We start from the raw sequence: 22,304 nt of genomic DNA, 5'->3' as shown, positions 1-22,304 counted from the left end.
CCGGATGGCCAACCTCAAAGCCCTCAAGGGTCGCATCGGCTCGGTCAAGTCGACGCAGAAGATCACCAAGGCGATGAAGATGGTCGCCGCGGCGAAGCTGCGTCGCGCGCAGGACGCGGCCGAAGCCGGTCGTCCCTATGCCGAGCAGCTCGCCGGCGTGATGTCGCGGCTCGCCTCGGGCGTGACGGTCGGGCCGGAAAGCCCCAGGCTGCTCGCCGGCACCGGCAAGGACGACGTCCAGCTGATCGTGGTCGCGACCTCAGAGCGCGGTCTTGCCGGCGCGTTCAACTCGAACATCGTGCGCGCCGCGGTGCGTCGGGCGCGTGAACTGCAGGCGCAGGGCAAGACGCTCAAATTCTACCTGGTCGGCAAGAAGGGCCGCGCGGTGATCAACCGCGTCTTCCCTGGGCAGACGATCCACCAGGTCGACCAGACGCACATCAAGACGGTGTCGTTCGACGACGCGCTTGAGGTCGCCCGCGACATCATGCAGCGTTTCGAGGCGGGCGAGTTCGACGTCGCGCACCTGTTCTACGCCAAATTCCAGTCGGCGCTGGTCCAGATCCCGACCGAGAAGCAGCTGATCCCGGTCGAGGTGCCCGCCGGCCACGGCACGCACACCGAAACCTCCGAGGACGGCAAGCACACGCGCACCGTCTCCAACGACGATCACAAGGGTCCCGTTGCCGCGGTCGAGTATGAGCCCGACGAGGCGACAATCCTCGAGGCGCTGCTGCCGCGCAACATCGCGGTGCTGCTGTTCCGGGCGTTCCAGGAGAATGCGGCCTCCGAGCAGGGCAGCCGCATGACCGCGATGGACAATGCGACGCGCAACGCGGGCGAGATGATCAACAAGCTGACCATCCAATACAACCGCAGCCGCCAGGCCGCGATCACCACCGAACTCATCGAGATCATCGCCGGCGCGGAAGCGCTTTAACAAAGGGCAGTTCCCCGGCGAAAGCCGGGGCCCAGCTCCAACGGTTACGACTGGACCTCGGCGTTCGCCGGGGAACAAGAAGGCAAAAGGCAGGACAGACAATGGCAACCGCTCCGAACCCCACCAACAATGTCGGCCGCATCAGCCAGATCATCGGCGCCGTCGTCGACGTCACCTTCGAAGGCCCGCTGCCCGCGATCCTCTCGGCGCTCGAGACGTTCAACAACGGCCAGCGTCTGATCCTCGAGGTCGCCCAGCATCTCGGCGAGAGCACGGTCCGCACGATCGCGATGGACTCGACCGACGGCCTCACCCGTGGCCACGAAGTCAAGGACACCGGCGCGCAGATCACCGTGCCCGTCGGCCCCAAGACGCTCGGCCGCATCCTCAACGTCATCGGCGAGCCGATCGACGAGCGCGGCCCCGTCGACACCGACCTGCGCATGCCGATCCACGCCGAGGCGCCGCCGTTCGTCGACCAGTCAACCGACACCAGCATCCTCGTCACCGGCATCAAGGTGATCGACCTGCTCGCGCCCTACACCAAGGGCGGCAAGATCGGCCTGTTCGGCGGCGCCGGCGTCGGCAAGACCGTGCTCATCCAGGAGCTGATCAACAACATCGCCAAGGGCCATGGCGGCACCTCGGTGTTCGCCGGCGTCGGCGAGCGCACCCGCGAGGGCAACGACCTCTATCACGAGTTCCTCGACGCGGGCGTCATCGCCAAGGATGCCGACGGCAATCCGCAGGCCGAGGGCTCGAAGGTCGCGCTGGTGTTCGGCCAGATGAACGAGCCGCCGGGCGCCCGCGCGCGCGTCGCGCTCTCGGGCCTCGCCAACGCGGAGTATTTCCGCGACGTCGAGGGCCAGGACGTGCTGTTCTTCGTCGACAACATCTTCCGCTTCACCCAGGCGGGTGCCGAAGTGTCCGCGCTGCTCGGCCGCATCCCGTCGGCGGTGGGCTATCAGCCGACGCTGTCGACCGACATGGGCCAGCTGCAGGAGCGCATCACCTCGACCAACAAGGGCTCGATCACCTCGGTGCAGGCGATCTACGTGCCCGCCGACGATCTCACCGATCCGGCGCCGGCCACGTCCTTCGCGCACTTGGACGCGACCACCAATCTGTCGCGTGCGATTTCCGAGCTCGGCATCTACCCGGCGGTCGATCCGCTCGACTCGACTTCGCGCGCGCTGTCGCCCGCGGTCGTCGGCCAGGAGCATTATGAGGTCGCCCGCGCCGTCCAGGAGACGCTGCAGAAGTACAAATCGCTGCAGGACATCATCGCGATCCTTGGCATGGACGAGCTCTCCGAAGAGGATAAGCTGACCGTCTCGCGTGCCCGCAAGATCCAGCGCTTCCTGTCCCAGCCGTTCCACGTCGCCGAGGTGTTCACCGGCATCTCGGGCAAGTTTGTGCCGATCGAGGACACGGTCCGCTCGTTCAAGGCGGTGGTGAACGGCGAATATGATCACCTCCCCGAGAGCGCCTTCTACATGGTCGGCGCGATCGAGGAAGCCGTCGAGAAGGCGCAGAAGATGGCGGACGCCGCGTAATCGACTTTTCACCGCCTCGCTGATATTCCCGTGCCATGAGCGTCGATACACTCTCCTTGGCACGGGAACTGCGCGCGGCAGATCTAGCCGGGCCTCAAGCGGAAGCAATCGCCGCGGCGATCGGCCGAGCCGTTACCGAAGGCGCCGCCACCAAGGCCGATCTCGAAAGTTTGGAACACCGGCTTTCGACCAAGATCGAGGCAATGGGAACGAGAATCGAGGCGTTTCGATCGTCCATGCTCGTCTGGTTTATCGGCACTCAGGTAACGGTCGGTGCGCTGATCGTGGCGCTGGTCAAATTGTAGGAATCATCGATGGCCGACATGCATTTCGAACTCGTCACCCCGGAAAAGCTGGTCCGCTCGGAGGACGCGTTCATGGTCGTCGTCCCCGGCACCGAGGGCGATTTCAGCGTGCTTGCGGGCCACGCGCCGCTGATGTCGGTGGTTCGCGACGGCGAGATCGCGATCTATTCGAGCCCAACCACCGTCACGTCGCGGATCAAGGTCCAGGGCGGCTTCGCCGAGGTCAACGACAAGGGACTGACGATCCTCGCGGAGCATGTCGAAGAGATACGCTGAACCGGCTAACGGACATTGCTTCGATCGCGTTAGGCATTTGGTAGGCCCCACGCCGTAACGTCGCCCGCATGAAGGCCCGATCTATCGGGTGCGATTGCGGGAAGATGGTGGATGAGCGCGTTCGGCAAGCGAAATGGTACGGGCGGCGGCGCTGGCGGACAACGGCCGGCGTTCGGCGTTGCGCGACCCATGCACGGACCCGAGACGGGCGGCGCGCAATTTCCCCCGATCGATACGATACCGTTGGCCGGCGGGATCACCGAAGGCGGCGCAATGCCGTCCGACGCGATGCAGCGCCTCACCAGCCGACAGGATGCATCTGGCGATGCCGCCAGCCATAAGGCCGAGGGTTTCGAAGCCTCGGTCCACAAGATCAAGGAACAGGTCCTCCCCCGCCTGCTTGAGCGCGTCGACCCGGAAGCGGCCGCGACGCTGACCAAGGACGAGCTCGCGGAAGAGTTTCGCCCGATCATCGGCGAGGTGCTCGCCGAGCTCAAGATCAACCTCAACCGTCGCGAGCAGTTCGCGCTGGAAAAAGTGCTGGTCGACGAGCTGCTCGGCTACGGCCCGCTCGAGGAGCTGCTCAGCGACCCCGACATTTCGGATATCATGGTCAACGGTCCCGACCAGACCTTCATCGAAAAGAAGGGCCGGCTCGAACTCTCGACGATCCAGTTCCGCGACGAACAGCATCTGTTCCAGATCGCCCAGCGCATCGTCAACAAGGTCGGCCGCCGCGTCGACCAGACCACGCCGCTCGCCGACGCGCGCCTTCAGGACGGTAGCCGCGTCAACGTGATCGTGCCGCCGCTGTCGTTGCGCGGCACCGCGATCTCGATCCGTAAATTCTCCGACAAGCCGATCACGCTCGACATGATGGCGGGCTTCGGCTCGATGAGCCCCAAGATGGCGACCGCGCTTAAGATCGCCGGCGCCTGCCGCTTCAACATCGTCATCTCGGGCGGCACCGGCTCGGGCAAGACGACGATGCTCAATGCGCTTTCCAAGATGATCGACCCTGGCGAGCGCGTGCTGACGATCGAGGACGCGGCCGAGCTTCGGCTGCAGCAGCCGCACTGGCTGCCGCTCGAGACGCGCCCGCCCAATCTCGAGGGCCAGGGCGAGATAAGCATCCGCGACCTCGTCAAGAACGCGCTGCGTATGCGCCCGGATCGCATCATCCTCGGCGAAATCCGCGGCCAGGAGTGTTTCGACCTGCTGGCGGCGATGAACACCGGTCACGATGGTTCGATGTGCACGCTCCACTCCAACTCGCCGCGCGAGGCGCTCGGGCGTATGGAGAACATGGTGATGATGGGCGACATCAAGATCCCGAAAGAGGCGATCTCGCGCCAGATCGCGGATTCGGTCGACATGATCATCCAGGTCAAGCGTCTACGCGACGGCTCGCGCCGCGTCACCAACGTCACCGAGGTGATCGGCATGGAAGGTCCCGTGATCGTGACGCAGGAGCTGTTCAAGTTCGAATATCTCGACGAGAGTGCCGACGGCAAGATCCAGGGTGAATACCGTTCGATGGGTCTGCGCCCCTATACGCTGGAGAAGGCCAAGCAATACGGCTTCGACCAGCCTTATCTCGAGGCCTGCCTTTAGGCCGACGCCCCTTGTCATCGGATCGCGGGAAGGCCAGCATTGGCGCTTCCCCGATCCGGAGACCTGCCTCGTGCGTCGTGCCCCGCTTGCCCTGCCGCTTCTCTGTCTGACGCTCTGCGCCCCGCTCGAGGCGAAGCCGGTCGCTAAGCCGCCGGCTCTCAAGACCGCAACGGTGCCGCGCGCCGGTATCGAGGTCTCGCCCGACATCGCGGCCGCGGTCGCCGATCCGGCGCGCAAGCCCGAGAACCGTGCGCGCGATCCCTATCGACACCCGGCCCAGACGCTGAGCTTCTTCGGGCTCAAGCCCGACATGACCGTCGTCGAGATGCTGCCGTCGGGCGGCTGGTACACCGAAATCTTAGCGCCCTATCTCGCCGCAAACGGCCATTATGTCGGTGCCGTTCCGCCAGGCAAGAGCACGGACAATTTCCAGGCTTTGCTCGGCGGGGACGCCGCGCGCTTCGGCAAGGTGCAGGTCGTCGCCTTTACTGCCGGAAAACTGACGGATTTCACGCCGCCCGGCACTGCCGACATGATCCTGACCTTCCGCAACATCCACAATCTCCTCGGCGAGCCCGACCAGCCCGGCGACGGCACCGCGCCGCAGACCTTCGCCGACTGGTACCGCGCCCTCAAGCCCGGCGGCATTCTCGGCATCGAGGAGCATCGCCTGCCCGAGCAGATGGACATCGCGCGCGAAAAGACGACGGGATACGTCAAGCGCTCGACCGTGATCCGGCTGGCGATGGCGGCAGGCTTCCAGCTCGTCGCGGCGAGCGACGTCAACGCCAATCCCAAAGACGACCATGATCATCTGAAAGGCGTGTGGACGCTGCCGCCGACCTATGAGCTCGGAGATACGGACAAAGCAAAATATGCCGCGATCGGCGAGAGCGATCGGATGACGCTCAAATTCGTCAAGCCCGACCCGACCGCGCCATCGGCAAGCGCTGCCCCGGGCACCGAGCCCGCTGCGCCGCGCCCCGATGCGCCGCGGCCAGATCAAGGCGTGCCGACCGATCCATCGCCGTCGTCGCCAAAACCCTAGGAACAGAGGTAATCATGGGCGGGGCTCCGAGCCTCGCCCATAGTCCGTTGCCTGGTGTGTGATCCAGCAAGGGGACGAGGCGGACGTTCCCGTGATGGGCACAGCCTCGCCCGACAAGAAGACCTCGTTCTCCGCTTTCATTGCCACCAGCGCGCAGTCTGAGCGGCCTGTCGCAAAGCGTTCTGCGAAGGTCGGCGCGCATAGAGCCATCGCGACGGAAAGCGGCAACAGGGGGTTGGCGTGGTCGACCTCGCCGTATGCGGTGACAGCAACGGTTATCGAGGACAGGGCCGCGACATGGTCATGACCTACACAATTCCAAATCGAGAGGCCGGCGGCTCGATACGACCATTCCGGCCCCGCTTCATTTGGCCATCTTGTCAATCTTGTCCTGCAGACCGGCGAGCTGCGCCTTGAGCGCGGCGATCTCGTCCTTGCCGTCGACGGACGCCGGCGCCGCGGGCGTTGCCGCCGCCGCACCGCCTGCGGGATCGGGTTTGAAGGCCGTTGCCGCGGCCTCGAACATCGCCATGTTGCGCTTGGCGATCTCTGCGAACGGGCCGCCCGAGAAGGCACCTTCCATTGCCGAGCGGAACTGCAGCTGATTGCGCCGGAACGCCTCCATCGAGGCCTCGAGATATTGCGGCACCATCGACTGCATCGAATCGCCGTAAAGCGCGATCAGTTGGCGGAGGAAATTGACCGGCAGCAGCGTCTGGCCGTTGCTCTCCTCGTCCATGATGATCTGGGTGAGCACCGAATGGGTGATGTCGTCATCGGTGCGTGCGTCGAGCACCTTGAAGTCGCGGCCCTCGCGCGTCATCGCGGCGAGATGGTCCAGCGTAATGTAGCTCGACGTCTCGGTGTTGTAGAGCCGCCGATTGGCGTATTTCTTGACGATGACGGTGCCGGTGCCCGATGCTGACTTCGCCATGATGCCCCCTTCTCCCTCCGACGCGCCGCCGGTTCCCGATAGGCTAGCATCGAATCCTTCCGCACCGCAACACAGACCGCGTCCCTTGCCGCTGTTCCTTGAGATGTTGCGCAGCGAAACCGAGGGGGATCCCGCACGCATGGCGGCAGCGCTCGCCGGGTTGCGCGCCTATCAGACGGCGGCACGCCCCGAACGGCCGCGGGCGATGCCCATAATTGCGTCGGCGGGCCGTGCGACCTTGGCCGATTATGGCGGAAGCGGGCGGCCCGTGATCGTCATCCCATCGCTGATCAATTCGCCTGACGTCCTGGATCTTCTTCCCGATCATTCGCTGATGCGTTGGCTGGCGACGCGAGGGCTCCGCCCGCTGCTCATCGATTGGGGATCGCCCACGCCCGACGAGCGCGATCTCGACCTCGCCGATCATATCGAACGGCTGCTGGTCCCCCTGATCGAGACGATCGGCTCAGACGCGGCGCTCGTCGGCTATTGCCTGGGCGGCACGATGGCCGTTGCCGCCGCGGCGATACGACCGCCGGCCGGGCTCGCGCTGATTGCCGCCCCCTGGCATTTCTCGGGCTTTCCCGAGGACGCACGCCGCGGTCTCGCGGCCCTATGGGCGCAAGCCAGACCGTCCGCGGAGGCGATGGGCATGCTGCCGCTCGAAGTGCTGCAATCCGGCTTCTGGCGGCTCGATCCGGCGCGCACCGTCGGCAAGTTCGTTGCCTTTGGTGCGCGCGACCAAGCCGCCGCCGATATCCGGCGCTTCGTCGCGCTCGAAGATTGGGCGAATGACGGCGCGGCGTTGACCGCAGCCGCCGGGCGCGAGCTCGTGCTCGACTTTTTTGGACAAGACAGGCCCGGGCGTGGCACTTGGCGCGTCGCCGGCCGTGCCATCGATCCTTCAGCGCTCGCCTGTCCGACGCTCGATATCGTCTCGACGACCGATCGCATCGTACCCGCCGCCAGCGCCGCGAATATCGGCCGCAGGCTGACGCTGGCGCAAGGTCATGTCGGCATGATGGTCGGCGGCCGGGCGCGGACTCTGCTCTGGGAGCCCCTCGCCCGCTGGCTGTCCGATCCGACCGCCCGTTAGCGAAGCCGGCGCCTCAGCCCCACAGTTCCGAGCGATAGCGATCGAAGCATCGCGCACCGGCAGCCAAACGGATCAGCGCACCCTCTGCCATCGCGGTCGCGCGGCGAGGATCCTCTTCAACCGCCGGGCGAATCGCCTCGGCATTCCAGTCGGCGCTGTGCTTGACGTCGAGTACCGCATGGAGGTCAAAATAGCGCCGCTCACGCTCGGACAGTCCGATCCGGCGCAGCCCCTTCGCGACATCGGCCGAGCGCCCGGGCGCGGTGAGCTCGATCACGCCCAGCGCGCCGACCGAATGCCAGGCGTAGCGACGCGTCGTCGCCATCGCCGTCATCGCGTTGGCAAGGCAAAGGCTCTCCCACACAGTATTTTCGACCACGGGCTGAAGGGCCAGCGTCTCGACCAACTGGTCGAGCATGGGACCGTGCATGCCGCGGACATTGCCACGACCCATCTCGTCCCAATAGTTGCGTGCCAGCTCAAGCTTGGGCCGGGTCGGCAGCTTGACCTGAGTCATCGCCACAAGATCGTCGAACCCCGCCTCGCCCGCGGCTTCCTGCTCGAGATACCAACGCATCTCGTCGCGTGACGCCTGGTCCGACAGCCAGGCGAACAACGGATCGCCCTGGCCGTCGCCGCTTTGCTTGAGATCTTCGAACCACGCGATGAAGCCATCGGCATCGGTCGGCGTCAGCGCGGCACGGGCCGCGATATCGGCGCGCAACTCCTCGATGAATCCGCCTTCGAGGCGGAGCATGCGCTGATCGCGATCGAGCGCCTGGCGCCAGTCGGTCTCGCCAAGCCCGGGGACCAGGCGCTCGCGGTTCCAATGCGAAAGTCCTCGCTGGAAGCTGTCTGTCAGAAATTGCGAGCCCGCGCTTGTGCGCTGCCCCAAGGGTGCCTTCGATGCCATGATGTTCGCCTGTCGTGCGTAAGTTGACGAGAGAACGGCGCTGGGCGGGATCGGGTTCCGGCCAGGGTGTTGATCCAAAGCAGCAAAAACGAAGATATCTAGCGGATCGGTCCGTCCGCGCGGCCCTGGACGAACTGGTCCACATAGGGGTTGCCGCTGTCGTAGAGCCGATCGCGCGGACCGTGCCAGATGATCCGACCATTGTAGAGCATCGCGACGCGGTTCGCGATCTTGCGCGCCGACACCATGTCGTGGGTGATCGTCAGCGCGGTGACGCCAAGGTCCTCGACCAGGCTGGTGATCAGGTCGTTGATCATGTCGGCGCGAATCGGGTCGAGCCCCGTCGTCGGTTCGTCGAAGAAGATGATCTCGGGACGCGGCGCGATCGCGCGGGCCAAGGCGACGCGCTTTTGCATGCCGCCGGACAGCTCGTTGGGACGCAGGTTGAGGATATCGCGCTTGAGCCCGACGCGCTCGAGATTCTCCTCGGCAATGCGGCGCATCTGCGCCGCGTCGGTCATCCGGCCCTGCGTCAGACCGAAGGTGACGTTGCGCCACACCGGCATCGAATCGAACAGCGCGCCACCCTGGAACAACATGCCGAATTTCGTGCGGATCCGGCTCATCTCGCGGCTGCCGACCCCCACGACCTCGGTGCCGTCGACCGTGATCGAGCCGCTATCGGGACGCAGCAGCCCCAATATGCATTTGAGCGTGACCGACTTGCCTGTGCCCGAACCGCCGATGATCGCCACCGACTCGCCGGGCTCGACGGACAGGTTCACGCCATCGAGTACGCTGTTGTCGCCGAACCGTTTGACGACTTCGGTAAGCTTGATCTTGGGCGCGCCGCGCACGATCTCGGCCATCAGCGGATCGCCACGAGCGTGATGATCAGGTCCGAAAACAGGATCAGGATGAACGCCGAGACGACCGCGTCCGTCGTCGCCTTGCCGACTCCGGCGGCGCCGCCTGCCGTGCGGCTGCCGTTGTAGCATCCCATGAGTCCGATGATGAAGCCGAACACCGCGGCCTTGATCACCGCCATCCAGATGTCGTCGGCCTGCAGAAATTTGCGCGTCGTCGCCAGATAGGAGGCGGCGTTGAAGCCAAGCTTGTAGATGGCGAGCAGGAAGCCGCCCATGATCCCGATCGAATTGGCGATCAGCACCATCACCGGCAGCGCGATCACGGCGGCGGCCATGCGGGGGACGATCAGGTAGCGGAAGGCGTCGGTACGTAGCGTGGCCAGCGCATCGAGCTGCTCGGTGACGCGCATCGTGCCGAGCTCGGCCGCCATCGCCGAAGCGACGCGCCCCGCCACCATCAGCCCGACCAGCACGGGTCCGAGTTCGCGCACCATGCCGAACACCACGATCGCCGGCACCGTCGAGGATGCATCGAAGCGCGAGCCGCCGGTGTAGATCTGCTGGGCCAGCGCCGACCCGGTAAAGATCGCGGTGAGCCCGACCACCGGGAGAGAATACCAGCCGATCTCCATCAGCTGCGCGGCGAACCGCGCCGGATAGAAGGGCGGCGTCACCGCGCGCAACAGCGCGGTGACCGCAAAGGTCGCGATCCGGCCGATCATCGCGAACACCCCGATCACAGGGCGACCAAGAGCGGCGAAGGCGGCGAGGATCGAGGCGGGGAAACTGTCGGTCATGTCCAGCGGCGCTGATAGCGGCGGCAATGGCCGGTCAGCAACTTATATTGCGATGCGGTCACGATATCTCGAACGACCACTGCGGGGCGCCGCTAGTCGAGATCGCGTCCCAGCGTTTCGGGCACCCAGAAGATCGTCACCACCAGCGCCATCGCCACGACCGCGAAGGTGTACCACAGCCCCGCGAAGGGATTGCCCGTACGCGCGACGATATACTGGCTAATAAACGGCAGGAACCCGCCGAAATAGCCGGTTCCGATATGATAGGGGATCGACATCGACGAGTAGCGGATACGCGCGGGAAACAGCTCGGCGAGGAGGGCTGCGACCGGGCCGTAGGTCATTCCCGACAGCATGCCGAGCAGCACCACCGAGATCACGATCATGATCGACCCGCGGATCGTCGGCTTCACCTTCTCGATCGACCACCCCCCCGCCGCCAGCGCCTTGTCGATCCCGGCTGGCGTCCGGTCGGCGATCGCGCGACCGCCGACCGACAGCGCCACGCCCGGGGTGCGGACTTTGGTGTAGGTCACGCCCTTACTGGCGAGATGATCCAGAATCTGGCCGCATTCGGTCTTCTGCCCGGCGGTCGCGAAGGGGTTGTAGTCGCATCGCGGACCGTAGACGATCACGGGCGAACGCCGCGCGGCCTCCGCCATGCCCGGATTGGCGCCCGCCGCCATCAGGTGGAACAGCGGGAATACGAGGATCAGCGTCAGCGCATAGCCCGCCACGATCGACGGCTTGCGACCGATCCGATCGCTCAGCGAACCGAACAGGATGAACCAGCCGAGGCTGATCACAGCGCCAATGCCGATCAGCACCCGTGTCCAGGTGTCGTCGAGCCGCTCCGCATTCTGCAGGAAGTAGAGCGCACCGAATTGCGCGGTGTACCAGATCACCGTGAGCCCGGCAGCGATGCCGAGCATCGCGACGATGATCAGCTTGATATTGCCCTTGGTCGTGAACGCCTCGGTCAGCGGATTTGCCGAGATCCGACCGGCCAGCTTCATCGCCTTGAACACCGGGCTTTCGTGCAGCTTGAGCCGCATCCACAGCGACACCGCGAGCAGCACAAGCGAGAACAGGAAGGGGATACGCCAGCCCCACTGATCCCACGCCGTCTTGCTCACCATCGACTGCGCGGTCAGCACGACGACCAGGCTGAGCAGGAAGCCGCCGATCACGCTGGCCTGGATGAAGCTGGTGTAGAAGCCGCGTTTGCCACGCGGCGCATGTTCGGCGACATACGTGGTCGCGCCGCCATATTCGCCGCCCAGCGCCAGCCCCTGCAGGCAGCGCAGCGCGATCAGGATGATCGGCGCGCCGATGCCGAGCTGCGCATAGCTCGGCACCAGGCCGACGCCGGCGGTCGCGACCCCCATGAGTGCGACGGTGGCGAGGAAGGTGTACTTCCGGCCCAGGCGATCGCCGAGATAGCCGAACAGCAGCGCACCAAAGGGCCGGACGCCAAAGCCGACACCGAACGACGCAAGCGCCGCGAGGAACTGCGCGGTCTCGTTGCCCGAAGGGAAGAACAGGCGCCCGATGATCGGCGCGAGCGTGCCGTAGATGAAGAAATCATACCATTCGAAGATGGTGCCGACCGACGACGCCGCGATCACGAGCCGTGCGCGCGCCGCCCCGATCGCCGACCCGTCCACGTTTGCGGCTACCCGTGTCGCCATATGTTCCCACCCCCGATTTGAAGCGATCCTAGGCGCTTTGCCGAACGACGGGAAGCCGATCACGGGAGCGGCTGGCCGCACGAAGCGGATAAAAAGGCCAGCCGCCGAAACGAACGTGCCGCCACGCGTTGCCGATCGCACCGGGGCGCACTATCGCGGCGCGATGCACGACGCCTCCCCCGCTCCGCTGTTGCCGCCGCCCGATCCGTCGGCGGCCGGGATCAGCCTGTTCCTGGATTTCGACGGCACACTGGTCGAGATCGCCGCCCGCCACGATGGCGTGGTCGTCGACGACAGCCTGCGGGCGCTGGTACGTGCGCTCGCCGAAGGCCTTGACGGCCGCCTCGCAATTGTCAGCGGCCGTACCGCCGCCGAGATCGTAGCCTATCTTCACGCCGCCGATACTGCGCCGCCCTTCGCGATCGCGGGAAGCCACGGCCTCGAACTGCGCTGGACCGACGGCCGCCGCGAGGCGCCCGCCCATCCGGACGCGCTCGATCTGATACTGACCGCCTTCGCGGCCTTCGCGGACGCGCACCCCGGCGTCGTGACGGAGGAAAAGCCCTTCGGCGCCGCGCTCCATTACCGGGGCGCCCCCGATGCCGCGGACGCCTGCGACGCCTTTGCGAGCCGGCTTGCCGCCGAGCACGGCCTGGAACTCCAGCGCGGGAAGATGGTCGCAGAACTGCGCCTCGCGGGCGGCGACAAGGGCGATGCGGTACGCCGCTTCATGGCCGACCCCGCCATGGCTGGCACCACGCCGATCTTTCTCGGTGACGACATCACGGACGAAGCCGGCTTCGTCGCCGCGGCGGCACTGCACGGCTGGGGTGTGCAGATCGGTGACACACCCCTAACCACTGCCCGCTACCGGCTTCCCGACGTGGCCGCCGTTCATCGCTGGCTGAGCCACATCGCAGGAGTATCGGCATGACGACCAACCTCGACCTCTGGCCGATCGGCAATTGCCAGGTCTCCGCGCTGATCGATCGCGCCGGTCACATGGTGTGGGGTTGCCTTCCGCGAGTCGATGGCGAGCCGATCTTCTCGTCGCTCCTGTCTGGCGTCGAGTCCGATGACACGGCGGCTGCAGGCCTCTGGGCGATCGACCTCGAAGGCTGCGTCAAGACCGAGCAGGACTATGTCCGCAACACCCCGATCCTCGTCACGCGTCACGAGGATGCGGCCGGAAACGCGGTAGAGATCACCGACTTCTGCCCGCGCTACACCAATAATGAGCGGACCTATCGCCCCGTGGCCTATGCACGGATCGTACGACCGGTCGCCGGCAGCCCGCGAATCCGCGTCCGGCTGCGCCCGACGCGCGGCTGGGGCAGCAAGGACGTGGCGACCACTGCAGGGTCGCACCATATCCGCTATGCGCTCGACGGCGAGACGGTGCGCCTGTCGACCGATGCGGCGGTCGGCTACATCCAGGAAGAGCGCTCATTCCGTCTGGAACGCCCGCTGCACTTCTTCCTTGGGCCCGACGAGAGCTTCTCGACCAGCCTCGAGCCCGCGCTCAACCGCATGCTGCACGATACGATGATCGAATGGCAGGCGTGGGTCCGGGGCCTCGCCACGCCGCTCGAATGGCAAGATGTGGTGATCCGCTGCGCGATCACGCTCAAGCTATGCCAGCATGAGGAAACCGGCGCGATCGTCGCCGCGCTCACCACGTCGATCCCTGAACATGCCGATTCGGGCCGCAACTGGGACTATCGCTACTGCTGGATTCGCGACGCCTATTATACCGTCCAGGCGCTCAATCGCCTGGGCGCGCTCGACGTCCTCGAATCCTATCTCGGCTACCTGCGCAACATCGTCGAGAGCGCCAAGAGTGGGCACGTCCAGCCGCTCTACGGCGTGCTTGGCGAACCGCATCTCGAGGAGAGCGTCGCGACCGACCTCCCCGGCTATCGCGGCATGGGTCCGGTGCGCGTCGGCAATGCGGCCTATGAGCAGATCCAGCACGATGCCTATGGCCAGATCGTGCTGTGCAACGTCCAGGCCTTCTTCGATCAGCGGCTGTTCCGCATGGCGAGCGTCGAGGATTTCACCGCGCTCGAGACGATCGGCGATCTCGCCTGGGACGTCTACGACAAGCCCGATGCCGGCCTGTGGGAGCTGCGCACACGCCAGTCGGTGCATACCTATTCGGCGGCGATGTGCTGGGCGGCGTGCGACCGCCTCGCCAACGCCGCGCACAAGCTCAAGCTCGATGACCGCGCCGCCTTTTGGCAGGATCGCGCCGACCAGATGCACGCGGTGATCGTCGACAAGGCCTGGCGGACCGACACCCAGCGCCTGTCGGCGACCTTCTCCGGCGACGACCTCGACGCCAGCCTGATCCAGTTGCTCGACCTGCGCTTCCTGTCGCCGCAGGACCGCCGCTACCGCGCGACGCTCTACGCGCTGGAGACCGGCTTGCGCCGCGGCACCGACATGCTGCGGTATGACAGCGAGGACGATTTCGGCAAACCGAGCTCGGCGTTCAACGTCTGCACCTTCTGGCTGATCGAGGCGTTGCACCAGACCGGTCGCACGGAGGATGCCCGCGCCTTGTTCGAAGAGATGCTCAAGCGTCGTACGACGGCGGGCCTGCTGTCGGAAGACATCGACCCGGCGACCAACGAGCTGTGGGGCAACTATCCGCAGACCTATTCGCTGGTCGGCATGATCAATTGCGCCGTGATGCTCTCCAAGCCCTGGACCTCGATCCGATGACCACGATCCGATGAGCCGCCTGATCGTCATCTCCAACCGGGTCTCCGCGCCGAGCGCGCAGGGCGGCGCGCAGGGCGGCCTTGCGGTCGCGTTCCAGGCGGCGCTGCGCGAGTTCAAGGGCATCTGGTTCGGCTGGTCGGGCGAACGCACCGACGAGTTCACCGGCAACATCAACTTCCAGCGCAACGAGGGCGTCACCACCGCGACGGTCGATCTCGAAGAGCAGGACATCGACGAATATTATAACGGCTACGCCAACCGCACGCTGTGGCCGCTGTTCCACTACCGGATCGATCTCGCCGAGTTCGAACGCGGCTTCGCCGACGGCTATCAGCGCGTCAACGAGCGCTTCGCCGACACGGTGCGTCCGCTGATCGAGGGCGACGACGTGATCTGGGTGCAGGATTATCACATGATCCCGCTCGGCCAGGAACTGCGCCAGCGTGGCTGCGAGAACAGGATGGGGTTCTTCCTCCACATTCCCTGGCCGCCGCGCCGGCTGCTGTCGTCGCTGCCGCAGGCGGCCGAACTGGTCGCCACCCTGTTCGCCTATGACGTGATCGGCTTCCACACCGAGGAATGGCTCGACGCCTTCCGCGACTATGTCGTCAACGAAATGGGTGCGGTGCTCGGCGACGATGGCGAGATCCGGCTTGGCGACCGCACCGTGATCGCCATCGCCTGCCCGATCGGCATCGACACCAAGGAATTCGTCGCTGCCGCCGCCAGCCCGACCGCGCGGCTGACCTATCGCCGCATCCGCGACAGCGCCGATGGTCGCGACCTGATCGTCGGCGTCGACCGGCTCGATTATTCCAAGGGGCTGGAGGAGCGCTTCCTCGGCTATGAACGCTTCCTGATCGACCATCCCGAGCAGCGCAAGGAGGTCTTCCTCCTCCAGATCGCGCCGCCGTCGCGCGGCGAGGTCGGCAGCTACCAGCATATCCGCGCGCAGCTCGAAAGCCTGTCGGGCCGGATCAACGGCGCCTATGCCGACATCGACTGGGTGCCGATCCGCTACGTCAACCAGGGGTTTCCGAGGCCCGTGCTCGCCGGCATCTACCGCGCGGCGCGGGTCGGGCTCGTCACCCCGCTGCGTGACGGCATGAACCTCGTCGCCAAGGAGTATATCGCGGCGCAGGATCCCGAGGACCCTGGCGTCCTGATCCTGTCGCGCTTCGCCGGTGCCGCGCTGCAGATGGAGGAGGCCGTGCTGGTCAACCCCTACAGCGCCGAGGAACTGTCCGACGCGATCGCGACCGCGCTTGCCATGCCCAAAGCCGAACGACTTCGCCGCTGGCGCATCCTGATGGATTCGGTCGAGAAGGAGGACGTGCTCTGGTGGCGCAAGCGCTTCACCGACGTGCTGATCGGCGAGGACGAAGCAGAAGCCGAAAGCGCGGAGGCGCAATAGCCCCGTCGACGACAAGACGGGAGGCGAGCCCTGTTCGTTCTCTGCTGAATAAGCATAGGGCGATGCGCCATGCGTTCACGCGATATCGTCGATCGTCGTGTCGTTGTCGCCCGAGACGCCGGCCGTGTGGGAACGCGGACGGATCATGGCGGTTTGGCGTGGACTTACCAGATAGGCCGCACCATGACCGACGACAAAGACTCTCTCGCCGCCGAGCGCTTCAAGGCTCCGACCATCCTGCTGTCGGGACCGGTGGACTATGCGATGTACGAATCCTTCCGGCGGCAATTCGCCACCGCGGCCGTCGACACGCTGACGATCATCGAGCTGTCGACGCTCGGCGGCGACCCGGAGGTTGCGCGGATGATGGGCGAGGACGTCCGCTTCCAATCCGAGATGGCGCCCGACCGCCGCTTCGTGTTCCTGGGCAAGGCCGCAATCTACTCGGCCGGCACCACCTTCATGAGCTTCTTCGCGACCGGGAACCGGTTTCTCACGCGGGGTACGCGCCTGATGATCCACGAGCGCAAGATGGACAAGACACTGCATGTCGAGGGGCCGTTGACGACCTGCATCGCCGCGCTCAAGGCGACGCTGCATGAGATCGAGACGTCGATCGCGATCCAGAACGAAGGGTTCGAAAACCTCATCCGCGGCTCGAAGGTGACGATGGCGGAGGTGCTCGAGAAGGCGCCATCGAACTGGTATCTGGAGGCGAATGAAGCGCTGGCGCTAGACCTGATCCAGGCGGTGCTGTGATTGCGGCTTTGTGGTTCGTTCTACCCCGCGATCCCGGCAAAAGCCGGGATCGATAGGCGGCCGTGCCTTAGCTAACAGCGCATCGTTCACTTCCTGCGGCCGGTATCCATCGGTTCCGGCTTTCGCTGGGATGACCTCAGCCGAGCGTCAGATCGGCCGGCGCGACGCCATAATAGTTGGATACGCGATCGGCATACGCCTGGTTGAAATCGGGCGCATTGTTCGCCCAGCTGGGACCGCCCTCGAGCAGTCTACGATCGATCGTCACGACATAGCCGTCGGCGACATGATCGTAGGAAATCAGCTCGAACGGCAGGGGGTAATAGCTTTTGCCGATACCGAGAAAGCCACCGAGGCTGAGCACCGCATAGGTCGCCATGCCCGAGCGCTTGTTGATCATCAGCGAATAGACGGTGCCGAGATTGTCGCCGTCGCGGCTCTTGACCTTGGTACCGTCAATCTTGTTCGAGGCGAACAGCATGCTGGTCGGATCGGTGCTGCTCACGGATGCGTCGGACACGGTAGATTTCCTTCGAAGCGGATCGTTGCGGGGCCAACATTCCGCGCGAACGGACGTTCCGCACCGTCGTCGTTCAGTCGGGCCAGACCCCGTCGAACGGCACGATCCGTGCGGTGAGACCGTGGTCCTCGTCGAGACAATGCCAGTTGATGCTGATCCCCTCGGGATGCGACCGCGGCTTGTAAAAGCTTTTGATCCCGCATTGCGTACAGAAAATGTGGCGCGCCTTGCCCGTACCGAAGCGATAGGTCGTTGTGTCGCGCTTGCCCTCGGTGAGCTTGAAGCGCGTTTCGGGGACGATCAGGTGGAGATAGCCGCTCATCCGGCAGATCGAGCAGTCGCACGACAGCAGCTCGACCTCCGGCTCCTCGATCGAGGCCTGGAAACGCACCGTCCCGCAATGGCAGCCGCCCTCGACGATCATGCGCGCGTCACTCCACGGTCACGGATTTGGCGAGGTTGCGCGGCTGGTCGACGTCGGTGCCCTTGGCGACCGCGACATGATAGGCGAGCAGCTGGACCGGGATCGCATAGACCATCGGTGCGATCAGCGGATGGACCTTCGGCATGGTGATCGTCGCCACGCAATCCTGCCCGGCGGCGGCGATGCCGTCATAGTCAGAGATCAGGATCACCTGTCCGCCGCGCGCCTGCACCTCCTGCATATTGCTCACCGTCTTGTCGAACAGCGGGCCCGACGGCGCGATCACGATCACGGGAACATGCTCGTCGATCAACGCGATCGGACCATGTTTCATCTCGCCGGCGGCATAGCCCTCGGCATGGATATAGCTGATCTCCTTGAGCTTGAGCGCACCCTCGAGCGCCAGCGGGAAATCGGGGCCACGCCCGAGATAGAGCACGTCGCGTGCTTTCGCGATCGACCCGGCCATCGCCTCGATCGCTTCATCATAGGCGAGCGCCCCATTGATCGCGGCGGGCGCCTCGGACAGGTGGCGAACGATACGCTTTTCTTCGTCGCGATCGATCCGGCCCTTGGCGCGCGCCAGATTAGCGGCGAAGGCGGCGAGCACGGCAAGCTGGCAGGTGAAGGCCTTGGTGGAGGCGACGCCGATTTCGGGGCCTGCATGGGTCGAGAGCAGCAGGTCGGCCTCGCGCGCCATCGTCGAGGTCGGCACGTTGACCACCACCGCGATCTTCTGACCGCCGGCGCGCGCATGGCGGAGTGCAGCAAGCGTATCGGCGGTCTCGCCGGATTGACTGATGAAGAGCGCGAGGCCGCCCTCCTCCATCACCGGCTCGCGGTAGCGGAATTCCGAGGCGACATCGATATCGACGGGCACGCGCGCAAATTGCTCGAACCAATATTTGGCCACCATGCCCGCATAGAAGCTCGTGCCGCACGCAACGATCGTCACGCGCTTCACCGATGCGAGATCGAAATCCTCCGTCGGCAGGGCCAATTCGCCCTCGAAGCGACGCAGATAGGCGCGCAGCGTCTGCGCGACGACGGTCGGCTGCTCGTAGATCTCCTTCAGCATGAAATGGCGATAATTGCCCTTCGAGATCATCGCGCCGGTCGCGCCCGAAATCGTGATCGCACGCTCGACGGGCTGGTCTTCGCGATCGTAGATCTGGGTCTTCTCGCGCGTGATCACGCACCAGTCGCCCTCTTCGAGATAGGCGATCTTCTGGGTCAACGGTGCGAGCGCGAGCGCGTCGGAGCCGAGGAATGTCTCGTTCTCCTCATAGCCGAGCACCAGCGGCGAACCGAGCCGTGCGCCGATCAGCAGATCGGGGTGGCTGCGGAACAAGATCGCCAACGCGAACGCGCCGTGGAGCCGCTTCAAGGTGAGCCGCACCGCCTCGACCGGACCGACGCCGGCCTCGACCTGCTCGGATATCAGGTGGGCGACGACCTCGGTGTCGGTCTGCGACTTGAACTGCCGACCGCGCGCCTGGAGTTCCTCGCGCAAGGGTCGGAAATTCTCGATGATGCCATTGTGGACGACCGCGACCTCATCGGTGGCGTGCGGATGGGCATTGTCCTCGGTCGGCGCGCCGTGCGTCGCCCAACGCGTGTGCGCGATGCCGATGTGCCCGGGCAGCGGTTCGGCCTCGAGCACGCGCGCGAGGTTGTCGAGCTTGCCGGCAGCGCGGCGGCGGTCGATCGCGGCGTCGTGGACGGTGGCGATGCCGGCCGAATCATAGCCGCGATATTCGAGTCGCCGCAGGCCGTCGAGCAGCCGGGGTGCGACCGCTGCGGTGCCGAGAATACCGATGATGCCACACATGAACGCTTCGCTCCTTGTCGCGCAGATGTCGCGCAGATCGCCGTCGCCCGTCTCCTAGCGCGTGGCCGGGCCCGCTCCTAGGGGGACGAGGCTGTGGCGGGGATGAACGGCCTTCTTGCCCGCTCCCGCGTGCGGGAAAGGGTTTTTCAGGCCACGCCCTTCTTGAAATAGCGCGCGCGGAACTCGTTCGCGAACGCGGTCAGCCGCCCCTCGGCGATCGCGTCGCGCAGCTTCTGCATCAGCTGCTGGTAGAACCAGAGGTTATGCTCGGTCATCAGCATCGCGCCGAGCATCTCGCCCGAGCGGACGAGATGGTGGAGATAGGCCTTCGACCACGCCCCGGTCGGGCTCTCGGGATCGAGCGGCGTCCCGTCCTCAGCGAACTTGGCGTTGCGGATGTTGAGTGGGCCGTCCCAGGTGAACGCTTGGCCGTTGCGCCCGCTCCGCGTCGGCAGCACGCAGTCGAACATGTCGATGCCGCGTTCGACCGCGCCGACGATGTCGTCGGGCTTGCCGACCCCCATCAGATAGCGCGGTTTGCCCTGGTCGAGCTGGGCCGGCGCATAGTCGAGGCAGGCGAACATCGCCGCCTGCCCCTCGCCCACTGCGAGCCCACCGACGGCATAGCCGTCGAAGCCGATGTCGAGCAGCGCATCGGCGGACGCACGGCGCAACCCCTCGTCGAGCGCGCCCTGCTGGATGCCGAACAGTGCCGACCGCTCGGCATGCGCGCCGCCGCCGTCGAAGGCATTGCGCGAGCGCCTCGCCCAGCGCATCGACCGTTCCATGGCCTTCGCCTGGACCTCGCGCGTCGCGGTGGTCGGCACCAGTTCGTCAAACGCCATCACGATGTCCGATCCCAGCAAACGCTGGATCTCGATCGAGCGCTCGGGCGACAGCATGTGGCGTGACCCGTCGAGATGACTGGCGAAGGCGACACCCTCCTCGGTCGCCTTGGTCAATGCCGACAAGGACATTACCTGATAGCCGCCCGAATCGGTGAGGATCGGCCGGTCCCACTGCATGAATGCGTGCAGGCCGCCGAGCCGGTCCATCCGCTCCGCGCCGGGGCGGAGCATGAGATGATAGGTGTTGCCGAGCAGGATGTCGGCGCCGGTCGCGCGGACATCGGCCGGTTTCAGCCCCTTGACCGTTGCCGCGGTGCCGACCGGCATGAACGCGGGCGTGCGGATCGTGCCGCGCGGCATCCGGATCGTGCCGGTGCGCGCAAGGCCGTCGGTGGCGGCGATGGTGAAGGCGAAACGCTCGGTCATGGTCCGGCGCTTTGCCGGGTCGTGCCCGCGAAGTCGAGCCGAAGCGCTTGAACTGCCCCGCCAACTCTCTACGCTCGCGGCAAACTAGGTGTTTGGGGGCTAACGTGACGCTATCCGGGGTATCGCTCGCCGTTCGCAGCGCCATGTCGAGCGCGATCTGTCTGTCGCTGATGGCATGTACCGCTGCGGCCCCGCCACCAAAGACGGCGCCTGCGCCGGGGAAGGGCAAGGGCTATAATCACGACCCCTTCCCCTCGACCTATCACGCCTATCCGGGCGTGCCGACATTGGTCCGCAACGTCACCGTCTATGACGGCGAAGGCGGGCGGATCGAACATGGTTCGGTGCTGTTCGCCGATGGCAAGATCGTCCAGGTCGCCGCCGACATTGCGCCGCCCGCGGGTGCCACGGTCATCGACGGCACGGGCAAATGGTTGACCCCGGGTGTCATCGACATCCACAGTCATCTCGGCGACTATGCGTCGCCGAGCATCCGCGCGCTGTCCGACGGCAATGAGGCGACCGCGCCGGTCACCGCCGAAGTCTGGGCTGAGCATAGCGTCTGGCCCCAGGATCCCGGCTTCTCCCGCGCGCTCGCCAATGGCGGCGTGACGACCCTGCAGATCCTGCCGGGCTCCGCCGATCTGTTCGGCGGGCGCTCGGTGGTGCTCAAGAACGTCTATGCGCGCACCGTGCAGGGCATGAAATTTCCGGGCGCGCCCTATGGGCTCAAAATGGCGTGCGGCGAGAACCCCAAGCGCGTCTACGGCGCGAAGGGGCGCGAACCCTCGACCCGAATGGGCAATATCGCTGTCGACCGTGAAACCTGGGCCAAGGCGGTCGAGTATAAGCGCAAGTGGGACAAATATGAGAAGGACGGCGGCGATCCCCCCGCCCGCGACCTCCAGATGGACACGCTTCGCGGCGTGCTCGACGGCGAGATCCTCGTCCAGAACCATTGCTACCGGGCCGACGAAATGGCCAATGTGATCGATATGTCGAAGGAGTTCGGCTATCATGTCGCCGCCTTCCACCACGGCGTCGAGGCGTATAAGATCGCCGACTATCTCAAGCAGAACGACATCTGTGCCGCCGTCTGGGCGGACTGGTTCGGCTTCAAGATGGAAAGCTATGACGGCATCCCCGAGAATCTTGCGTTGCTGCAGAAGGCGGGCGTGTGCGCGATGATCCATTCGGACGATGCCAACGGCATCCAGCGGCTCAACCAGGAAGTCGCCAAGGCACAGGCCGCGGGGCGGCGCGCGGGGATCGATATTCCCGATGCGGTTGCCTGGGAGTGGCTGTCCTACAATCCG

20 protein-coding genes and 1 pseudogene (1 of these 21 running past the window's edge) are annotated in these 22,304 nt (G+C 65.5%); 12 read left to right on the top strand and 9 right to left on the bottom strand.

What is annotated here, in order from left to right; genetic code table 11:
* The first annotated feature begins 4 nt into the window (after nt 1–4).
* The 6 genes from Q0326_RS12070 (at nt 5) to Q0326_RS12045 (ending at nt 5,739) form a co-directional block, all read left to right on the top strand.
* Nucleotides 5–940 (top strand): F0F1 ATP synthase subunit gamma, encoded by a 936-nt coding sequence (locus tag Q0326_RS12070; RefSeq protein WP_298690708.1) that lies wholly within the window; start codon nt 5–7, stop codon nt 938–940.
* A gap of 101 nt (nt 941–1,041) precedes the next feature.
* The gene (gene atpD, locus Q0326_RS12065) at nt 1,042–2,496 is read left to right on the top strand and encodes a F0F1 ATP synthase subunit beta (protein WP_298690704.1); all 1,455 of its coding nucleotides are present in this window, start codon (nt 1,042–1,044) and stop codon (nt 2,494–2,496) included.
* A 35-nt stretch (nt 2,497–2,531) separates the two neighbouring features.
* Complete coding sequence (locus Q0326_RS12060; protein ID WP_298690702.1) at nt 2,532–2,801, top strand: hypothetical protein; 270 nt, start codon at nt 2,532–2,534, stop codon at nt 2,799–2,801.
* 9 nt (nt 2,802–2,810) lie between these two features.
* Complete coding sequence (locus Q0326_RS12055) at nt 2,811–3,077, top strand: ATP synthase F1 subunit epsilon (RefSeq protein WP_298690698.1); 267 nt, start codon at nt 2,811–2,813, stop codon at nt 3,075–3,077.
* A gap of 111 nt (nt 3,078–3,188) precedes the next feature.
* Complete coding sequence (locus Q0326_RS12050) at nt 3,189–4,691, top strand: CpaF family protein (protein WP_298690695.1); 1,503 nt, start codon at nt 3,189–3,191, stop codon at nt 4,689–4,691.
* Nucleotides 4,692–4,761: 70 nt separating this feature from the next.
* A complete protein-coding gene (locus tag Q0326_RS12045; protein WP_363304060.1) occupies nt 4,762–5,739 on the top strand; it encodes a methyltransferase in 978 nt (325 codons plus the stop codon).
* 364 nt (nt 5,740–6,103) lie between these two features.
* On the opposite strand, the gene phaR is transcribed toward Q0326_RS12045, so the two are convergent.
* The gene (gene phaR / locus Q0326_RS12040; protein WP_298690692.1) at nt 6,104–6,673 is read right to left on the bottom strand and encodes a polyhydroxyalkanoate synthesis repressor PhaR; all 570 of its coding nucleotides are present in this window, start codon (nt 6,671–6,673) and stop codon (nt 6,104–6,106) included.
* A 103-nt stretch (nt 6,674–6,776) separates the two neighbouring features.
* On the opposite strand from phaR, the gene Q0326_RS12035 reads away from it, so the two are divergent.
* Entirely contained in the window at nt 6,777–7,769 is a 993-nt protein-coding gene (locus Q0326_RS12035) for an alpha/beta fold hydrolase (RefSeq protein WP_298690893.1), read from the top strand.
* Nucleotides 7,770–7,782: 13 nt separating this feature from the next.
* On the opposite strand, the gene Q0326_RS12030 is transcribed toward Q0326_RS12035, so the two are convergent.
* The 4 genes from Q0326_RS12030 to Q0326_RS12015 all read right to left on the bottom strand — a co-directional run bounded on the left by Q0326_RS12030 (nt 7,783) and on the right by Q0326_RS12015 (nt 12,039).
* The gene (locus Q0326_RS12030) at nt 7,783–8,682 is read right to left on the bottom strand and encodes an iron-containing redox enzyme family protein (RefSeq protein WP_298690688.1); all 900 of its coding nucleotides are present in this window, start codon (nt 8,680–8,682) and stop codon (nt 7,783–7,785) included.
* 98 nt (nt 8,683–8,780) lie between these two features.
* Complete coding sequence (locus tag Q0326_RS12025; protein WP_298690685.1) at nt 8,781–9,551, bottom strand: ATP-binding cassette domain-containing protein; 771 nt, start codon at nt 9,549–9,551, stop codon at nt 8,781–8,783.
* Nucleotides 9,551–10,348 (bottom strand): ABC transporter permease, encoded by a 798-nt coding sequence (locus Q0326_RS12020; RefSeq protein ID WP_298690682.1) that lies wholly within the window; start codon nt 10,346–10,348, stop codon nt 9,551–9,553. Before Q0326_RS12020 ends, Q0326_RS12025 begins: the two co-directional genes overlap by 1 nt.
* Nucleotides 10,349–10,440: 92 nt before the next feature.
* Entirely contained in the window at nt 10,441–12,039 is a 1,599-nt protein-coding gene (locus Q0326_RS12015; RefSeq protein ID WP_298690678.1) for an MFS transporter, read from the bottom strand.
* Here Q0326_RS12015 and otsB point away from each other — a divergent pair.
* The 4 genes from otsB to Q0326_RS11995 all read left to right on the top strand — a co-directional run bounded on the left by otsB (nt 11,948) and on the right by Q0326_RS11995 (nt 16,939).
* Nucleotides 11,948–12,973: a trehalose-phosphatase gene (gene otsB / locus Q0326_RS12010; RefSeq protein WP_298690673.1), complete on the top strand. Its 1,026-nt coding sequence runs from the start codon at nt 11,948–11,950 to the stop codon at nt 12,971–12,973. The two genes, Q0326_RS12015 and otsB, sit on opposite strands and share 92 nt — an antisense overlap.
* Entirely contained in the window at nt 12,970–14,766 is a 1,797-nt protein-coding gene (locus tag Q0326_RS12005) for a glycoside hydrolase family 15 protein (RefSeq protein ID WP_298690670.1), read from the top strand. The genes otsB and Q0326_RS12005 overlap by 4 nt, the downstream gene beginning before the upstream one ends.
* A 10-nt stretch (nt 14,767–14,776) precedes the next feature.
* The gene (locus Q0326_RS12000; RefSeq protein ID WP_298690667.1) at nt 14,777–16,180 is read left to right on the top strand and encodes a trehalose-6-phosphate synthase; all 1,404 of its coding nucleotides are present in this window, start codon (nt 14,777–14,779) and stop codon (nt 16,178–16,180) included.
* 183 nt (nt 16,181–16,363) lie between these two features.
* Entirely contained in the window at nt 16,364–16,939 is a 576-nt protein-coding gene (locus Q0326_RS11995) for a peptidase S14 (RefSeq protein WP_298690664.1), read from the top strand.
* Nucleotides 16,940–17,075: 136 nt separating this feature from the next.
* Here Q0326_RS11995 and Q0326_RS11990 read toward each other — a convergent pair whose 3' ends face one another.
* The 4 genes from Q0326_RS11990 to tgt form a co-directional block, all read right to left on the bottom strand.
* Nucleotides 17,076–17,444: a PRC-barrel domain-containing protein gene (locus Q0326_RS11990; RefSeq protein WP_298690891.1), complete on the bottom strand. Its 369-nt coding sequence runs from the start codon at nt 17,442–17,444 to the stop codon at nt 17,076–17,078.
* Between the two features lie 88 nt (nt 17,445–17,532).
* Nucleotides 17,533–17,883, bottom strand: coding sequence for a GFA family protein (locus tag Q0326_RS11985; RefSeq protein WP_298690661.1), 351 nt, complete (start codon nt 17,881–17,883; stop codon nt 17,533–17,535).
* A 7-nt stretch (nt 17,884–17,890) separates the two neighbouring features.
* On the bottom strand, nt 17,891–19,714 hold the full coding sequence (gene glmS / locus Q0326_RS11980; RefSeq protein WP_298690658.1) for a glutamine--fructose-6-phosphate transaminase (isomerizing): 1,824 nt from the start codon (nt 19,712–19,714) through the stop codon (nt 17,891–17,893).
* A 146-nt stretch (nt 19,715–19,860) separates the two neighbouring features.
* Entirely contained in the window at nt 19,861–20,988 is a 1,128-nt protein-coding gene (tgt, locus tag Q0326_RS11975) for a tRNA guanosine(34) transglycosylase Tgt (protein WP_298690655.1), read from the bottom strand.
* 170 nt (nt 20,989–21,158) lie between these two features.
* On the opposite strand from tgt, the pseudogene Q0326_RS11970 reads away from it, so the two are divergent.
* Nucleotides 21,159–22,304: pseudogene (locus tag Q0326_RS11970) on the top strand (amidohydrolase) (it continues 208 nt past the right edge of the window).

Source organism: uncultured Sphingomonas sp., from assembly GCF_937859915.1.
Classification (GTDB): Bacteria; Pseudomonadota; Alphaproteobacteria; order Sphingomonadales; family Sphingomonadaceae; genus Solisphingomonas.
This window is presented reverse-complemented; position numbering and strand designations above follow the sequence as displayed.

Coding starts and splice junctions, on each gene's coding strand:
- phaR (WP_298690692.1), bottom strand. CDS start 6,673: ATGGCGAAGTCAGCATCGGGCACCGGCACCGTCATCGTCAAGAAATAC.
- otsB (WP_298690673.1), top strand. CDS start 11,948: ATGGTGCCGACCGACGACGCCGCGATCACGAGCCGTGCGCGCGCCGCC.
- Q0326_RS12070 (WP_298690708.1), top strand. CDS start 5: ATGGCCAACCTCAAAGCCCTCAAGGGTCGCATCGGCTCGGTCAAGTCG.
- Q0326_RS12030 (WP_298690688.1), bottom strand. CDS start 8,682: ATGGCATCGAAGGCACCCTTGGGGCAGCGCACAAGCGCGGGCTCGCAA.
- Q0326_RS12060 (WP_298690702.1), top strand. CDS start 2,532: ATGAGCGTCGATACACTCTCCTTGGCACGGGAACTGCGCGCGGCAGAT.
- tgt (WP_298690655.1), bottom strand. CDS start 20,988: ATGACCGAGCGTTTCGCCTTCACCATCGCCGCCACCGACGGCCTTGCG.
- Q0326_RS12005 (WP_298690670.1), top strand. CDS start 12,970: ATGACGACCAACCTCGACCTCTGGCCGATCGGCAATTGCCAGGTCTCC.
- Q0326_RS12025 (WP_298690685.1), bottom strand. CDS start 9,551: ATGGCCGAGATCGTGCGCGGCGCGCCCAAGATCAAGCTTACCGAAGTC.
- Q0326_RS12035 (WP_298690893.1), top strand. CDS start 6,777: ATGTTGCGCAGCGAAACCGAGGGGGATCCCGCACGCATGGCGGCAGCG.
- Q0326_RS12020 (WP_298690682.1), bottom strand. CDS start 10,348: ATGACCGACAGTTTCCCCGCCTCGATCCTCGCCGCCTTCGCCGCTCTT.
- Q0326_RS11985 (WP_298690661.1), bottom strand. CDS start 17,883: ATGATCGTCGAGGGCGGCTGCCATTGCGGGACGGTGCGTTTCCAGGCC.
- glmS (WP_298690658.1), bottom strand. CDS start 19,714: ATGTGTGGCATCATCGGTATTCTCGGCACCGCAGCGGTCGCACCCCGG.
- atpD (WP_298690704.1), top strand. CDS start 1,042: ATGGCAACCGCTCCGAACCCCACCAACAATGTCGGCCGCATCAGCCAG.
- Q0326_RS12050 (WP_298690695.1), top strand. CDS start 3,189: ATGAGCGCGTTCGGCAAGCGAAATGGTACGGGCGGCGGCGCTGGCGGA.
- Q0326_RS12000 (WP_298690667.1), top strand. CDS start 14,777: ATGAGCCGCCTGATCGTCATCTCCAACCGGGTCTCCGCGCCGAGCGCG.
- Q0326_RS11995 (WP_298690664.1), top strand. CDS start 16,364: ATGACCGACGACAAAGACTCTCTCGCCGCCGAGCGCTTCAAGGCTCCG.
- Q0326_RS12015 (WP_298690678.1), bottom strand. CDS start 12,039: ATGGCGACACGGGTAGCCGCAAACGTGGACGGGTCGGCGATCGGGGCG.
- Q0326_RS12055 (WP_298690698.1), top strand. CDS start 2,811: ATGGCCGACATGCATTTCGAACTCGTCACCCCGGAAAAGCTGGTCCGC.